Annotated in this window: 10 protein-coding genes; 4 read left to right on the forward strand and 6 right to left on the reverse strand. The window is 68.9% G+C overall.

Features of this window, described 5'->3' with window-relative positions; all coding sequences use genetic code 11:
* The first annotated feature begins 14 nt into the window (after window positions 1-14).
* Window positions 15-677, forward strand: a complete 663-nt coding sequence (locus tag GLA29479_RS02230; RefSeq protein ID WP_057919521.1) for an ankyrin repeat domain-containing protein — start codon at window positions 15-17, stop codon at window positions 675-677.
* Window positions 678-935: 258 nt separating this feature from the next.
* On the opposite strand, the gene GLA29479_RS02235 is transcribed toward GLA29479_RS02230, so the two are convergent.
* From GLA29479_RS02235 to GLA29479_RS02260, 6 genes are all read right to left on the reverse strand, one after another.
* A complete protein-coding gene (locus GLA29479_RS02235) occupies window positions 936-3,782 on the reverse strand; it encodes an ATP-binding protein (RefSeq protein ID WP_057970652.1) in 2,847 nt (948 codons plus the stop codon).
* Between the two features lie 8 nt (window positions 3,783-3,790).
* Entirely contained in the window at window positions 3,791-4,987 is a 1,197-nt protein-coding gene (locus GLA29479_RS02240) for an EAL domain-containing response regulator (protein ID WP_169795604.1), read from the reverse strand.
* Between the two features lie 217 nt (window positions 4,988-5,204).
* Window positions 5,205-5,843 (reverse strand): tetratricopeptide repeat protein, encoded by a 639-nt coding sequence (locus tag GLA29479_RS02245; protein WP_057970654.1) that lies wholly within the window; start codon window positions 5,841-5,843, stop codon window positions 5,205-5,207.
* Between the two features lie 229 nt (window positions 5,844-6,072).
* A complete protein-coding gene (locus GLA29479_RS02250; protein WP_057970655.1) occupies window positions 6,073-8,490 on the reverse strand; it encodes a family 20 glycosylhydrolase in 2,418 nt (805 codons plus the stop codon).
* A 195-nt stretch (window positions 8,491-8,685) separates the two neighbouring features.
* A complete protein-coding gene (locus GLA29479_RS02255) occupies window positions 8,686-11,382 on the reverse strand; it encodes a TonB-dependent receptor (protein WP_082638220.1) in 2,697 nt (898 codons plus the stop codon).
* 201 nt (window positions 11,383-11,583) lie between these two features.
* Window positions 11,584-12,672, reverse strand: coding sequence for a glucokinase (locus GLA29479_RS02260; RefSeq protein ID WP_082638221.1), 1,089 nt, complete (start codon window positions 12,670-12,672; stop codon window positions 11,584-11,586).
* Window positions 12,673-13,082: 410 nt separating this feature from the next.
* Here GLA29479_RS02260 and GLA29479_RS02265 point away from each other — a divergent pair, with 410 nt between their 5' ends.
* From GLA29479_RS02265 to GLA29479_RS02275, 3 genes are all read left to right on the forward strand, one after another.
* Window positions 13,083-14,405, forward strand: coding sequence for a sugar MFS transporter (locus tag GLA29479_RS02265; RefSeq protein ID WP_057919515.1), 1,323 nt, complete (start codon window positions 13,083-13,085; stop codon window positions 14,403-14,405).
* 334 nt (window positions 14,406-14,739) lie between these two features.
* Window positions 14,740-15,549: a lysophospholipid acyltransferase family protein gene (locus GLA29479_RS02270; protein WP_082638222.1), complete on the forward strand. Its 810-nt coding sequence runs from the start codon at window positions 14,740-14,742 to the stop codon at window positions 15,547-15,549.
* A 7-nt stretch (window positions 15,550-15,556) separates the two neighbouring features.
* Window positions 15,557-16,546, forward strand: coding sequence for a YheT family hydrolase (locus tag GLA29479_RS02275; RefSeq protein ID WP_082638959.1), 990 nt, complete (start codon window positions 15,557-15,559; stop codon window positions 16,544-16,546).
* The last annotated feature ends 54 nt before the right edge of the window (window positions 16,547-16,600 follow it).

Consider the following 16,600-nt stretch of genomic DNA (forward strand, 5'->3'; position numbering starts at 1 on the left):
CGGGAAACCGATCGATGCAAGCCAGCGAAGTCTTCCCCGACGTGCGCAGCGCCGAACTGGCCGAGGCCGCGGCCGACGGCAATGCCGCGCGTGTGCGCGAGCTCGCCGCGGCCGGCGCCAACCCGAACGCGCGCGGCGCGAAGGGCACCACGCCGCTGCAGTGGGCGCTGTACCACCACAGCAGCGCCGGCCTGGAGGCCTTGCTGGGGGTCGGCGCCGACCCGGCGGTCGGCAGCGACGACGGCATGACCGTGATGCACTTGGCGGCGATGGCCAACGACCCGCGCTACCTGCGGGTGCTGCTGGAGCGCGGCGCGAACCCGGACACCCCGAACACCGTTACCCAGGCCACCCCGCTTGCGGCGGCGCTGATGGGCGAGCGCGCCGAGAACTTCAAGGCCCTGCTCGCAGCCGGTGCCAAGCCCGACCTGGCCGACCGCATGGGCAACACGCCGCTGCACCAGGCCGCCAAGGTCAACGAATTCGGCCATGCCCTGTCCTTGCTGCAGGCCGGCGCGAGCCCGAACGCCCGCAACGTGCAGGGTGCGAGCTTCCAGCGCTTCATGTTCATGACCCCGGAGAAGGTCCTCAACGGCCAGACCCGTCGCGAGCGCGAAGCGGTGATCGAATGGCTGCGCGAGCACCAGATCCCGATCGAGGATGCGCAGGCGAAGTAGGGCGCTGGGGCGACGGAAACAGCAACAGCAACAGCAACAGCAACTCCCCCGCGCTGCGGAGGCGGTCGACCCCGGTTTTGCGCCGGGCGCCGCCCCCTTTTTCAAAGGGGGGCGAATCAACGCGCTTGTTCGGAAGGTCTTGAGGCGATCGTCGCCGCGGCTGCCGCTGCGGCGGTTGTCGCTATCGCAGCCGCAGCCGCAATTGCTGCCGTTCCCCACTTTTGGAAAAGGGGGGAAGGGGGGATTTGCTCTTCCCGCTCACCGCGGCAGCCGCCGTAAACGCTCCAGCGCGGTTTCCAGTTCGCTGAGCAGCGCCAGCAACGACGCCCAGTCTTCGTTGTGCGCGGCCTGCTCGACCGCCTGCGCGGCTTCGCCGAGTTCGCAGGCGCCGATCAAGGCGGCGGCGCCCTTGATACGGTGGGCCTGACGGCGCACGCCATCCAAATCGCCCTGCGTGCGTGCGGCCTGCAACTCGGCCAAGTCCTGGCGGGTAACGGCGAGGAAGTCGTCGAGCACCTGCGTGGCATCGCCGCCGCTGTCGTTGAGCAGGTGCTGCAGCACCTCGCCGTCGAGCACGCGCGCGCGCTCGTCGCCCGCCAGCACGGGCGAGGTGCCCGGCGGCGGTACGGTGTGCGGCAACCAGCGTTGCAGGCAGGCGGCCAGGCCTGCGACCGCGACCGGCTTGACCAGGTAGTCGTCCATGCCCGCGGCCTGGCAGGCCTCGGCTTCGCCTTTCAATGCCGACGCGGTCAGGGCGACGATGGGGGTGCGCGGCAGGCCGCCGCGCGCTTCTTCTTCGCGCACCGCGCGGGCCAGGCCGTAGCCGTCCAGGCCGGGCATATGCACGTCCGACAACAGCAGTGCATAGCGCCCGCTGCGCCAGCGTTGCAGGCCTTCCTGGCCGCTGCTGGCGGCTTCGCTGGCATACCCGGCCAGGGCGAGCTGGCGCGCGATCACCAGGCGGTTGGTCGGGTGGTCGTCGATCAGCAGGATCAGGCTGCGTTCGCGCTCGGCGCTGGCGAGGTCGGGCAGGGGACGCGCGACCAGCGCCGTCGCCTCCGCGTCGCCGAGGATCGAGGCGCGCAATTCCGAGGCCGGCGCCCGCGTCAGAGCGACGCGCAAGCGCATGGTCGTGCCGACGCCGGGCGCGCTTTCCATGGTGACGTCGCCGCCCATCAGCAGCGCCAGACGCCGGCAGATCGCCAGGCCGAGGCCGGTGCCGCCGTAGCGGCGGGTGGTGTCGCCGTCGGCCTGGCTGAAAGGTTCGAACAAGCGTTGTTGCTGCTCGGCGCCGACGCCGATGCCGGTGTCGCTGACGCGCAGGCACAAGGCATCGCGGGCTTCGTCGTCGCCGTCGGCCAGGGCCGGGCCGAGGTATTCGAGTGCGATCTCGATGCTGCCGTGTTCGGTGAACTTGACCGCGTTGGAAAGGAAATTGCCGAGGATCTGGCGCAGGCGCAGGGCGTCGGCGCGATGCGCCGGGGCCACGCCGGCGTCGATCCGGCAGCTCAAGGCCACGCCGCGGCTGGCGGCGGCGCCGACGAAGCCGGCCATCGTGCTGCGCACCAGCGCCGGCAGGTCGACCGCCTCGGTGACGATCTCCAGGCGTCCGGCCTCGATCTTCGAAAAGTCGAGGATGCCGCCGATGATCTGCAGCAGCGATTGCGACGACTGCTCGATCACGTCGAGGGCGCGGCGTTGCTCGGCGTCCAGGCGCGAATGCGCGAGCACCTCGATCATGCCGGTGACGCCGATCATCGGGGTGCGGATTTCGTGGCTCATCGCCGCCAGGAACGAGGACTTGGCGCGGTTGGCGTCCTGGGCGCGCGCTTCGCTGGCGCGCAGTTCGCGTTCGAGCCGCTTGAGCGCGCTCAGGTCGGCGGCGATCAGCAGCAGGCCCGGTGCGTCTTCGTCTTCGTGGGTGGCCGACACCGCGACCAGCGCCGGCACCCAGGTGCCGTTGCGATGGCGCAGGCGGGTCTCGCGCGGCGCGGCGTTGGCCAGGGCGAGTTCGCGCAAGGCGGTCCAGTCGGCGCGCACCGTCTGTCCGGTCTGCGCGCTCAACTCGCTGGCCAGGGCTTGCAGGGCGCGCGGCTCGAACACCGTGTGCAGGCGCTCGTGGCCGATCACTTCCTCGGCGCTGACCCCGAGCAGGCGTTCGGCGAAAGGATTGACCAGGGTCAGGCAGCCGTCGCCGTCGACGGCGAGGATGGCGATCTGCGCCGAATCCAGCAGCGAACGCTGGAAGCGCTCGCGTTGTTCGAGTTCGGCGCGGGTGCGTTCGTTGCGGATCAGCTGTCCGGTCAGTTCGGTCTCGAAGCCGAGCACGTCGCGGCGCATGTCGATGAAGGCCTGCATGACCGCGCCGAGTTCGCCGGCCGGCAGTTCGCCGGGTTCGGCGGTGTAGTCGTGCTCGCGCATGCGCCGCGCCAGCCAGGTCAGGCGGTCGATGCCGCGCGAGGCGTTGCGCAGGATGCGCCGGCCGATCAACGCCGCGGTGGTCAGGGCGAACAGCGACAGGGCGATGCGGATCAGGCTGACCCACTCGCTGCGGACGATGTCGGCGCGCACCACGCTGTCGGCCTGGACCAGCTTGAGGTCGGACAGCAGTTGCAGGCGTTGGGTCAGCGGGTCGATCGCCGGGTACAGGCGTTTGTCGGCGAATTGGCCCAAGGCGCGGATGTCGCGATGGCGCAGGATCGCGCGCAGCTCGGCCGCGGCGGCGTCGGCGGTGCGGCGGGCCTGCGCGGCGGCGTGCAACTGCGCGCGCTCCTCGGCCGAATGCGGCAAGGCCTGCAGGCGCGGCCAGGCCTGGTCGACGCGGCGCTGGGCGCTGTCGACGCGTTGCAGGCCTTCGTCCCAGTCGACCAGGTAGTTGCGCACGCGGAAGGTGGTGTCGACCACGTCCAGGCCGTAGCCGTCGGACACGGTCTTGATCAGGCGCAGGCCGAGCAGGGCGTCGTCCTGCAAGGTCTGCAGGGTGCGGCGCGCGCGGTACTGCTCGATCTCGTCGATCACCAGCACGCTGGCGCCGGTGAGCAGGAACAGGCCGAACAGCCCCCACAGTTGGTGGCGGATGCTGAAGCGGTCGAGCCAGGCGAACACTGCGCGCCTCAATGTTCGGGCCGGCGCCAGCGGCCGAGCAGGGCCGGCAACTCTTCGCCCGGTACCGCATCGCCGATCAGCCGGCCCTGGGCGATCGCACAGCCCAGTTCGGCCAGCATCTGCCAGTCCTCGACCGTTTCCACGCCTTCGGCGACCGCGTCCAGGCCGAGCTTGCGCGCCAGGTCGAGGCTGGCCTCGACCACCGCGCGCTTGCGCGGCTGTTGGCTGGCGCCGGCGATGAATTCCTGGTCGATCTTCAATTCGGTGAACGGCACCTGCGAGAGTTGCGACAGCGAGGACCAGCCGGTGCCGAAGTCGTCGATCGACAAGCCGAAGCCCTTCAGGCGCAAGCGCGCCAGCACGCCGAGGCCGCGTGCGGCGTCGGCGATCAGCGAACTTTCGGTGAGTTCGAGCACGACCTCGGCCGGGTCGACGCCGGCCTCGCGGACGATGCGCTGATAGCGATCGGCGGCGCCGGCATCGTCGAGGGTCGAGGCGGAGACGTTGACCGACAGTTTCAGGCGCAGCCCGCTGCGGTCCCACTGGCGTTTCCAGCGGCAGGCCTGGGCGAGCATCTGTTCGGTGAGTTCGTCGACCAGGTCGGCGCTTTCCAGCAACGGCAGAAAATGATGCGGCAGGACCACGCGGCCGTCGCCGCGCGTCCAGCGTGCCAGGGCCTCGACGCCGATCGCCCGGCCGTTGCCGAGTTCGACCTGCGGTTGGAACCACGGCACGATCTCGCCGGCGGCCAAGGCCGCGCGCAGGCTGTCGAGGCCGATCTCGCCGGGGTCGTCGTCGGCGACGGTGGCGGCGACCAGTTCCAGGCCGGCCAGGGCCTGGGCGAGTTTGCTCCGGGTCAGCGGTTTGGGCACCGCCTCCAGCACGCGCAGGCCGCAGGCGCGGGCCATGGTCTGGACGGTGTGCAGCAGGGCCGCGTCGAGCGCGCTGACCACCAGGATCGCGCGCGCCAGGTGCTCGCGGGCGAGGTGGTCGATGAATTCGATGCCGTCCATGCCCGGCATGTCCAGATCGACCAGCACCACGTCCGGCACCTGCGCCAGCGAGCGCAGCAAGCGCAGCGCGGAGGCGCCGTCGCCGGCCTCGTGCAGGCGGGCGACGCCGAGTTCGGACAACAGGCGCAGCGCCATGCGGCGTTGGAAGCCGTGGTCTTCGACCACCACAACGCTCAGTAGCGAAAGGGACATCCGATCCTCGGCTGCGACGGCGCATCGACAGACCGACGTCGTCGAGCGAACGCGCGGCTGTGGACGGCCGACTGTAGCCGTGTAAGGAGTCCAACGGAAACAACGGCGACGAACGGTCGCGGTTGCGGTCGTCGCCACGAAAAAGCGGCGCGGCATCACGCCGCGCCGCTGCTTTCGCGCACGCCGGGCGAGGCGCCCGGCACGGCCTTGCGCGGCCTTACGGCCAGCGCGGCGGGTTCTCGGCCCAGGCCTGTCGCACCTGGGCGAGAGTGGCGCGATCGCTGTCGCGCCACGCCGGCAGCAACTCGGCATAACGCGAGCTGTCGCGCCACAGATCCGGCTCGCTGCGCACCGCGGCGGCGTACCACTCCACCGCTTCGTCCTTGCGTCCCAACGACCACAGCGCGACCGCGTAGGTCGGCGGCATCCATGCGGCGCTGACGTTGCGCGCGCCGTGCAGGGTCGCCCAGTACTTGAACGCTTCCTCGTGGGCGCCCAGGTGGTACAGATCCCAGGCGTAGTTCCACATGATCGCGCGCCAGTAGGTGCTGCCGCTGTCGATCTCGCGCAGCGCCCGTCCGTACAACTGGCGGCCCAACTCGACCCGGCCGCCTTCCATGGCCAGGTGCGCGAGCTGCGCGGCCTCGGTCGGCGCGTGCGCCTTGCGTTCGATGATTTTGGCCAGCCGTTCCATGGCGGCGTCGCCGGTCTCTTTGATCGCGACCACCGGTTTGGTGGTCTGAGCGTCGGCGTCGAAGTAGAACTCGCCCGGCTTCGACAGGGCCTGGGCGCCGGCGGAGCCGGATACCACGGCGGCGGCGAGTGCCGCAGCCAACAACAACTTGCGAATAGGCATGTTTGTAGATCCCCCTGGAACCCCTACATGCTAACCGCTGCGATGCACAATCCATGAATCGGCGCACATAATTTATTTGACGCAAGGTGGCGGATCGCCTGTTGCGAGCTGGCCGGATCGTGCCATCGCGACCGGGTCGGCCGTCGGCGCGGGGCATGGATGGGCGGCCGCGGTGTCTGGACGAGCGCTCCGCCGCGGTCGCCGCGGCGGAGCGAAGGGCTTGGCCGGGTCAGTTCGCGGCCGGGCGCAGGGTCACGCGGTCGAGCGCCCACAAGGGGTCGTGGCCGCCGCTGGCGAAGACGAAGCACAGGTCGTGGCGGCCGGCGAGCTTCGGCAGGGTCGCCTGCAGCGTGCTCAGACCGTCCGAACGTTTGGCCTCGGCCAGCGGCAGACGCGCGATCGGTGCGCTCTTGCAGTCGTCGACGCGCACTTCCAGGGCGCCGCCGAGCTCGGCCTTGCGGGTCACGATGTTCTTGGTGTCGTGCCAGAGTTGGAAGTTGTAGGGCACCTGGCCGACCCGGACCTCGATCCGGCCGACCCCGTCGAGGCGGGCGCCTTCGTAGATCCAGCAGGGGTCGATCAGGTTGGTGGTCAGCGAGGCGCGGGCGCCGTCGCCCTTGCCTTCGATCGCGGCGTCGTCCTCCAGGCGCAGGTTGTAGCCCTCGCGGCAAGGGCGCAGGCCGGCGCTGGTGCGGGTGCTCAGGTCGGACAGGTCGCGGGCGCTGAAGCGGCGCGGCGCCGAGATCGCCTTGCCGTCGACGAAGGTGGTCGCCACCAGGTCCAGCGGCAGGGTCGCGGCGAGCGGCTGCGTGTACAGCGGGGCGTCGACGCCAGGGTCCTGGCCGTCGGTGCGGTAGCGGATCTCGCCGAAGCCGGTCTGGTTGCTCAGCGCCAGCTTCGGCGCGGCGCCGTCGGCGCCGTCCTCGACCTTGAACTTGACCGCGTAGGCGACGTCGGAGGCCTTCACGTCCTGGGCGCGGTAGCGCGCCATCTGCGCGGCCAGGCGCTGCTGGAAGTCGTTCCAGTCGATCCGCGCCTGCGGCGACCAGACCACTTCCGACAGCGCATCCAGGCGCGGGTACAAGGCGGTCTGGATGCGCTCGAAGCTGCGCCGGTGCTCGGCCCACAGGTTGGCCTGGGCGCCGAGCACGTGCTTGCTCTGGGCCGCGTCGAGCTCGGCCGGCACCACCGAGAACTGATAGAAGTCGCGCAGGGTGCTGATCGGGAAGCGCCCGCTCGGCTCGTCGTCGCGGTCGCTCTGGACGTAGTCGAGGTAGAGCTGGCGGTCCGGCGCGACGACCACGTCGTGGCCATCGCGCGCGGCCTCGACCGCGCCCTTGGTGCCGCGCCAGGACATCACCGTCGCGCTGGCCGGCAGCTTGCCGCCTTCGAGGATCTCGTCCCAGCCCAGCAGGATGCGGTCGTGCTTCTGCAGATGGCCGGCGATGCGGCCGACGAACCAGCTCTGCAGCGCCATCTCGTCCTTGAGGCCGAGCGACTTGATCTTGGCCTGCACGTTCGGCGAGGCGATCCACTGGTCCTTGGCCGCTTCGTCGCCGCCGATGTGGATGTAGCGGGAGGGGAACAGGCCGACGACTTCGTCGAGGACGTTTTCGAGGAAGCCGAAAGTGGAATCGTCGACGCCGTACAGGTAGGTGTGCACGCCCCAGTCCGGCGACACCGGCGGCGCCTTGCGCACGACGTCGGTGACGCCGAGTTCCGGGTAGGCGGCGATCGCCGATTGCGCGTGGCCGGGCATTTCGATTTCGGGGACCACGGTGATGTGGCGCTCGGCGGCGTAGCGCACGACGTCGCGGATCTGTTCCTGGGTGTAATAGCCGCAATAAGGTTTCGGCTTGCCCTCGGCATCGCGGCCGGCGGCGCCGGCGAGGATGCGGCAACCGCCGACCTCGGTCAGGCGCGGGTACTTCTTGATCTCCACGCGCCAGCCCTGGTCGTCGGTGAGATGCCAGTGGAAGGTATTGAGCTTGTGCAGCGCCATCTGGTCGATGACCGACTTGACCTCGTCGACGCTGCGGAAGTGGCGGGCGACATCGAGCATCAGGCCGCGCCAGACGAAACGCGGGGCGTCGTCGATGCGCTGCGCGGCGATGCTCGCCGCGCCTTTGCCGCCGTCGGCGGTGGCCAGTTGCCACAACGTGACCGCGCCGTAGAACAGGCCGGCGGCGGCGCGCGCCTGCACGCGTACGCCGTCGCGGCCGATGTCGAGGGTATAGGCCTCGTCGCCGGCGGCGGACTTGGGATCCAGCGCGAACACGATCGCATCGGCGCCGGCCTTGCCGCCGCTGTCGATGCTCGGCGCGAAGCCGCGCAACTGCCGCACGCGCGCGGCGAAATCCTCGGCGACGCGACGCGCGGCCGCATCGTCGGCGGCGACGACCAGGCGGGTCTGCGGCCCGAACACGAACCGCCCTTCGCCGGCGACGACTTGCGCCGGACGCGGGATCACCGCGCTCGCATGCGCGGCGATCGCCGGCTCGGCGCCGCTCGCGGCGGTGGAGGTGGCGTCGGCTGAGCTGGAGCTGGCTGAGGTAGAGCCGGCCGGCGAGGTCGTGTTCTGGCAGGCGGCCAGTCCGATCGCCGCGGCGCTGGCCAGGGCCAGGTTCCAGGCGGTACGCGTTTTCATCGTTGCGCTGCTCCGTTCGTGGCCGGCGTGCGTGGGGCGCGCGCCGGCGGTGTCAGTGTGCGGTGCTCAATGCGGCGAAGCCCGGCAGGGTAAGTGCCGGGCTTCGGATGCGACGCGCCGACGGGATCGTGGCGATCCCGGCGACGTTGCCACGCGTCCGGCCTTGCGGCCGGCGCGTGCCGGTTGCGGTGCGGATCAGAAGTTGAACCGGAACGCGGCCATGTAGCGGCGGCCGCTGTGGTAGGTACCGACCGGCTTGCTCTTGCTGCCGGAGTACTGCACGTATTCCTCGTCGAGGATGTTCATCGCGTCGAACGACAAGGCCATGTTCTCGTTGAACTTCCAACCTACGCTGGCGCCGAGTTCCGAGTAGGCGTCCACGCTCGCCGGCGCCGCGCCGGCCACGTAACCGCCGGCCAGGTAATGGCTGCGCCAGTTGTACGACAGGCGTAACGTCAGCGGGCCGTTCTCGTAGTACGGGCTGATCGCGACGCTGTCGCGCGACTGGTACGGCAACGGGTCGCCGGTGTTGTTTTCGCCGTCGGCGTAGGTGTAGTTCGCGGTCAGGCCGAAGCCGGTGTCGGCGAACGGCTGCTGGTAGCTGACGTTGAAACCCTTGACCTTGCCCTTGCCGGCATTGCGCGGGCGCTGGATGTCGTAGTCGCAATAGCCGTCGCTGGTGCAGCCGTGGAAACCGACCAGGGTGGTGTCGAACACGACCCGGTTGGTGTCGCGGATCGAGTTGTACTGGCGTTCGATCCGGGCCGCGCTGTCGATGTAGTTGGAGATGTCCTTGTAGAACACCGACGCCGCCAGCACCGACTGCTCGGCGAAGTACCACTCGGCCGACAGGTTGAAGTTGGTCGACTCGTACGGCGACAGGTCGGCGTTGCCGCCGCTGCCGTTATACGTGGTGTCGTTGAGGAAGGTGTTGTTGACCATCTGGTTGTACGGCGCCCAGGCGATCACCTTGGCCGCGGCGAAACGCAGCAGCACGTCGTTGCCGGTGTCGTAGACCACGTTCAGCGACGGCAGCACGAAGTCTTCCTTCTTCGACTTGGTCTGCCACTTGCTGGCCAGGTTGTCGAGCGAAGGCGCGCCGCCGTAGACGAAGCCGCTGGCGTCGGTCTTGGATTCGACGTAGCGCAGACCGAAGTTGCCGCGCCAGGCGCCGCTGGCGAAGTCGGCCTGCACATAGGCCGCGGTGTTGGTCTGTTCCAGCGCCCAGGTGTTGTTGAGGAAGCCGGCCGGATCGGGGTTGGCGAAGTTCAGCGGGCTGCCCTTGACCCAGTCGAGCACGTTGCCGCGGCCGACCTGGATGTGGCGTCCGTGGTCGTTGCTGAAACCGCGGATGTCGGTCAGGCCGACGGTGCCGACGTCCGCCAGGGTGCCGCGGTTGACCGGGCCGTAGATGTTGAGCTCGAAGGACTCTTCGTGCTTGGCGCGACGCACGCCGAACTGGAGGTTGTTGAACACGCTGTCGAACTCGACGTTGAAGTCGACCTGTCCGTAGGTGTCCTTGCTCTCGGTCGAGAACACACCGTTGTTGCCCATCCAGCCGTTGACCAGTCCGCCCGACGGACCCCAGTTGGCCGGATTGCGCGCGGCGTCGGGGTTGTCGAAGGTGATGCCGCGGTCGATGTCCCAGCTGAAGCCGCCGTTGTAGACCGGCTCGATGAAGTACTGGGCGAGGTGCTTGTTCTCGGACTTGCTGCGGCCGATCTGGCCCTTGAAGCCCCAGCCCTCGCCGTCGAACGCGGTGCGCAGGTCCAGGCCCTTGGTCTCGACTTCCGACTCGCGCACGTTGTTGTCGTACAGCACCGTGCCGCCGAGCGGATCGGCGTTGGCGTTGGAATGGCCGCTGGTGACCACGCCGTTCTTCGCATCGCCGAGGCGGTTGACCGCTGCGACGGTGCCGTCGTTCCAGGTCAGGAAGCTGTACAGCGACTGGTTGTAGTTGTCGAAGTTTTCCTTGATGTACAGGCCGCTGAGGTTGAACTCCCACTCGTCGCTCGGCTTGAACTGCAGGTTGACCACGGCGCTGTCGCGCTTGCGGTGCTGCTGGAACCAGGCGGCGTTGATCGAGTTCGGCACTTCCGCGTTCGGGTCGAGACCGGCGCGCGCGGCATTGGTGAAGGTGGAGGCCTTGGCGTAGCCGAAGATCTCCAGGCCCTGGCGATCGACCTGCTCTTCGTAGTGCTGCGCGGCGACCGAGACGCCGAAGGTTTCTTCCGGGTTCTTCCAGCTGTACAGCAGCGACGCGCTCGGGCGGCCCTTGCTGCCCTGGTCGCTGTAGTTGTAGCTGACCGAGCCGGCGACCGAGTTGGCGTCCATGTCGAGCGGCTGGCGGGTGTGCATCAACACCGTGCCGCCGAGGCTGCCTTCGGTGATGCGCGCTTCCGACGACTTGATGATCTCCAGGCGGCCGAGGATTTCCGGCGCGAGCAGGGTGTAGTCGAAACCGCGGTTCGGCTGTTCGCCGTACAGCCAGATCGCCTGGGCGACCGGATGGCCGTCGAGGAAGGTCAGGTTGAGGCTGGGGTCGGTGCCGTCGATGCTGACCCGCTCGCCCTGGCCGAAGCGGCGATCGAGGGTGACGCCGGGAATCTGCGACATGGCCTCGGCGACGTTGGTGTTGGCGAACTTGCCGATGTCCTCGGCGGTGATCGCTTCCGACACGGTCACGTTGGCCCGCTTGGTATCCAGCGATTTTTCCAAACTCGCACGGATGCCGGTGACGACGACGGTATCGAGCTCGGTGGCTTCCGACGATGCGGACGGGCTCGTTGCTGCCTGGGTGTCCTGGGTGTCCTGGGCGGCCGCCAGGCCCGGACCGATACAGGTCAGGACCGCGACGATGCTGGCTGACAGGATGCTCTTGCGCGCTTTCATTACTGTTCCTCCCTCGGGCGGTGATGGCTCGGCGATCGACCGGGGAAAGCCGGTTCGTCGCGAAGTCCGGTTTGTCTTGTCTTGTTTGTCTTGGTGCAGCCGGTCGCGGCGACGCCGTTTCCGGTTTCGGTGTTGCCGCCTTCGATGCGAGGCCGCGGTTTCGCGCACGCGCCTTGCGCGCGTGCGCCTGAGGCCTTGCGCCTACTGCGTTTTTTGTTGGCGATTCGCCGGCGCCGTCGCGCCATCGCCGGGTTCGCTTTCTTGCGGGCCCTGCTCGTACTGGCCCGGCTCGTATTGCCCGTGCTCCAGATACCAGCTCGCCGCACCGATCACGCCGAGCCGTTCGTTCTCGATCAACCGCACCGGCACGCGTTCGAGCACCGGACGCATCGCGCCCTTGTCGAGCATGCGGGCGTGGAATTCGCTCTCGGGCACGAAGTCCTTGAGCTGGGGCAGGATGCCGCCGGCGATGAACACCGACTTGGCGCCGCTGATCACGGCCAGATCGCCGATCACGCTGCCGAGCAGCGCGCAGAACGTCAGCACCGCTTCGCGCGCGATCGCTTCGCCGCGACGCGCCGCTTCGGTGATCGCCGCCGGCGCACGCAGCGACGGCTCGACGCCGTTGAACGTGCACAGCGCGCTATACAGGTTGACCAGGCCGGGGCCGGAGACGAAGTACTCGGTCGGCACGTGGGTCTGGCCGCGTTGCTGGGCCAGGCTCAGCATTTCGACTTCGCGCGCATTGCCCGGCGCGAAGGCGGTGTGGCCGGCTTCGGTCGGCAGCACCACGGTGGTCTTGCCGTGCGGAATGCGCACCGCCGCGCCGAGGCCGGTGCCGGGGCCGATCACCAGCACCGGGCCGGGCGTCGACTCGCTGACGCCGGGCGTGAGCAGGGTCGAATCGTTCGGCGCCATGCACTGGGCGGCGTTGGCATTGGCCTGGAAATCGTTGATGACCAGCACCTGGCGCAGGCCGAGCTCGCGGCGCAGTTCCGACAGCGAGATCCGCCACGGCAGGTTGGAATTGATGACCTGGTCGTCGAGCACCACGCCGGCGGAGGCGATCACCACGCGATCGATGCCGACGCCGTTGCTGGCGATGAACTCGGCCAGGATCGCGGCCAGGCTCGGATAGTCCGCGCAGACGTACTTGCGGTGGGCGAGCACGGTCACGGTGGACTCGCCGCCGTTGCCGGCACGGACCAGGCCGACGCGGGTATGGGTACCGCCGACATCGGCGGCGATGAACTGGGGCGTGGCCGTATTCAGCCGGGCGGCCGCGCTCATGCGCAGGCTCCGACGACGGCGTAGGTGATTGCGCCGGCGTGTGTGTTCATGATGCGTCCCCGCAAGGACATCGACGACGTCCCGTTCCGTTCCCACTGCATGCGCCCTCCGCGGCTGCCGGTGTGTTTCCCCTTGGCGGCGCCGAGAGTGCTCTGGGTTTGACAACGTTGTCAACAAGTTCGCGCCAATGTGTCTCCCAGGCCGCAAAACCGTGTTTCGGTGCCCGGAATATTGATGCGCCGCAACATGGTGGCGCGCGCGCAAGATCACGGTTTGGCGGGCTTCTTGGCCTTGCGACTGGTATGCGGGAGCGACTTGTGACAACGTTGGGCCGACGCTTGTCGTGCCGGTCATCCGGATGACCAGCGGGACGTGGCGGGCGGTACCCGCCGCTCTGGGAGGGGAGTCTCATGTCGGTTTCCAACGCCAGCGCTCGGCCGCGTCACCTGGGTTCGATCGCGATCATCGGCGCGCTGTTCTTCGTGTTCGGTTTCGTCACCTGGCTCAACGGCCCGTTGATCACCTTCGTCAAATACCGGTTCGAGTTGAACGACTTCAACGCGTTCCTGGTGCTGACGGTGTTCTACCTGTCGTATCTGTTCCTGGCCTTGCCGGCGTCGAGCATTCTCAAGCGCACCGGCATGAAGAAAGGCATGTCGCTGGGTCTGTTCGTGATGGCGATCGGCGCCTTCGCCTTCGGCGAATTCGTCCTGCGCGGTTCCTACCCGGGCGCGCTCGCCGGACTGTTCACCATCGGCGCGGGCCTGGCGATCCTGCAGACCGCGGCCAATCCCTACATCAGCATCCTCGGCCCGATCGAAGGCGCGGCCCAGCGCATCGCGGTCATGGGCATCTGCAACAAGATCGCCGGCGCGCTGGCGCCGTTCGCGTTCGCGACCCTGGTCCTGGCCGGCATCAACAAATTCGATGCGCAGCTCGCCGCGGCTACGCCGGCCGGGCGCCAAACCCTGCTCGACGAATTCGCCGCGAAAGTGCACGTGCCTTATGTCGCGATGGCCGGCGTGTTGGCGGTGTTGGCGGTGCTGCTGCTGCGCTCGCCGTTGCCGGAAATCCGCGCCGAGGACGTCAACTCGACCCCGGCCGACAGCGGCAGCGGTAGCGGCAAGAAGAGCCTCGCGCATTACCCGCACGTCTGGCTCGGCGCCTTGTGCATCTTCGTCTACGTCGGCGCCGAAGTGATGGCCGGCGATGCGATCGGCACCTACGGCGCGGCCCTGGGCCTGCCGCCGAGCGAAACCAGTTTCTTCACCACCTTCACCCTGATCGCGATGCTGGTCGGCTACCTGGTCGGGCTGGTGGTGATTCCGCGTTTCGTCAGCCAGCAGAAATACCTGGCGGTCTCGGCCGTGCTCGGCATCGTCTTCACCGTCGGCGCGTTCTTCACCAAGGGCTATGTCTCGGTCGGCTTCGTCGCCGCGCTGGGCTTCGCCAACGCGATGATGTGGCCGGCGATCTTCCCGCTCGCGATCGAAGGGTTGGGACGTTTGACCGAGCGCGGTTCGGCCCTGCTGGTGATGGGCATCGCCGGCGGCGCGGTGATCCCGCAGCTGTTCGCCGCGCTCAAGCAGCACTTCGACTTCCAGCTGGTGTTCCTGCTGCTGATGGTGCCCTGCTACCTGTACATCCTGTACTTCGCCAAGGCCGGGCATAAGGTCGGCCTGGCCCATCGCGCGACGGCTTCGGCCACGGCATCGGCCGCGGTCTCGAACTGAGGCCGTTTCGGTCGCGGTTCCCCTTGTGCGCTGGCTCGTACGAGGGGAATCCGGCGGGCTGGGTGTGGGCGTGCCGAACCCCGGCATCGGGTTGCCCGCGCCCCCAACCCCACGCTGGGCGGATTCGGCCAGCCGGCTGAAGCAGCTCCCCACCCCTCTTTGTCGAAGAGGGGTGCAGGCGCCCGGTCTGCCTTCTCAGGCGGGGTGCGGCTGCCGGCCTCCCATCGCCCTCGCGCCCGAACGAGCGGTCAATTTCTCACCGTCGAATCGAAAACCCGCCATCAGTCGCAATCGCCGCTGGCCGCTGCGACGACGCTTCGGTATCGTGCACACAATGAATGCGCCGCCTCCCCACGCCGGCGCGGTCGCGCCTACGGGTGCGTCGACCGCGCGCGCGCTGCGTTACCTGATCCGCGTACCTCTGCTCCTGTGGCATGTGCTCGTGCACCTTCCGCTCGTGCTGTTGCTGACCACGCCCTTGACCACCGGCATTCCCGTCGGCGGCGGCGAAACCCTGGGGCATCGCCTGATCCGCGCCTGGTCGGCCGGGTTGATGCACGTGTTCGGCTTCCGCCTGCGCCGCATCGGCACGCCGCTGCCGGGCGCGACCTTGTTCGTCGCCAACCACGTCAGCTGGATTGACATCGAGACCCTGCACAGCCAGCGCATGATGGGGTTCGTGGCCAAGCGCGAGATCGAGAGCTGGCCGGTGGTCGGTTGGCTGGCGGCGCGCGGCGAGACCATCTTCCACCACCGCGGCAACACCGAATCGCTCGGCGGCGTGCTGCACGAGATGCTCGCGCGCCTGCGCGCCGGGCGCTCGGTCGGCGTGTTTCCCGAAGGCGGCACGCGCGGCGGCGGCGAAATCGGCCCCTTCCATGCGCGCATCTTCCTCGCCGCGGTCGAGGCCAACGTGCCGGTGCAGCCGGTCGCGCTGCGCTACGGCGAGCGCGGCAACGCCCAGTCGGTGGTCGCCTTCCAGGGCAAGGAAAGCTTCTTCGCCAACTTCCTGCGCCTGCTCGGCGAACCCGGCTGTGTCGCCGAGATCCATTTCCTGACCCCGATCGGTCCCGGGCAAGCCGATGGCCGCCGCCGCATCGCCGACCTGGCGCGGCAGCGCATCGTCGAGGCGATGGCGAGCTGAGGCCATGCTGACCGCCGCCGACTACGCGCCTCCACGTTGGCTGAGGAACGCGCACGTCCAGTCGGCGCTGGGTTCCAGCCCGCTGCGGCGGCGCCGCGCCGAGCTACGCTTCGCCCAGATCGGCGCGCAGACCACCGAACACCTGATCGAGGCCGGCGACGGCGTGCGCCTGCACGGCCTGCACAGCGCCGTGCCCGGCACCGCCGCGTGCGGGCTGGTGCTGCTGCTGCACGGCTGGGAAGGCAGCGCCGATTCCAACTACATGCGCCTGACCGCGGCGCAGTTGCTGGCGCGCGGCTTCGAGGTGTTCCGGCTCAATTTCCGCGATCACGGCGACACCCATCACCTCAACGAAGGCCTGTTCCACTCCAACCGCATCGACGAGGTGGTGCAGGCCACGGCCGAGATCGCGCGGCGCTTTCCGTTGCGGCCGCTGTCGGTCGCCGGTTATTCGCTGGGCGGCAACTTCGCCCTGCGCCTGGCCCTGTGCGCCACCGATGCCGGCCTGCCGCTCGCCCATGTCGCCGCGGTCTGCCCGGTGCTCGATCCGGCCCGGACCATGGAGTCGATGGAGTCCGGCCTGCCGCTGTACCTGTGGTACTTCGAGCGCAAATGGCGCGACTCGCTGGCGCGCAAGCGCGCGCTGTTCCCGGCGCTGCACGATTTCGACGACCGTACCTTGGGCCTGAGCATGCGCCCGCTGACCCAGTGGATGGTCGAACGCCACACCGACTTCGGCACCCTCGACCGCTACTTCGACGGCTACTCGATCGCCGGCCAGCGCATGGCCCGCCTGGAGGTGCCGGTGAGCATCCTGATGGCCGCCGACGATCCGGTGATCCCGGTCGCCGGCTTCCAGGAACTGGTCCTGCCCGAGCACGCCCGCGTCGAGATCGCGCCCTGGGGCGGGCATTGCGGCTTCCTCGAGAATGCCCAGCTCGACGGCTTCGCCGAACGCTGGATCGCCGACCGCCTGAGCGCCTGCGCCTCGGCCTGAGGCTGCTGCGCGCGGCAAGCGCCGCCGGGGGCCGGGAAAACCGGCGCGGCCCGC

The sequence above is a fragment of the Lysobacter antibioticus genome, assembly GCF_001442535.1.
GTDB lineage: Bacteria > Pseudomonadota > Gammaproteobacteria > Xanthomonadales > Xanthomonadaceae > Lysobacter > Lysobacter antibioticus.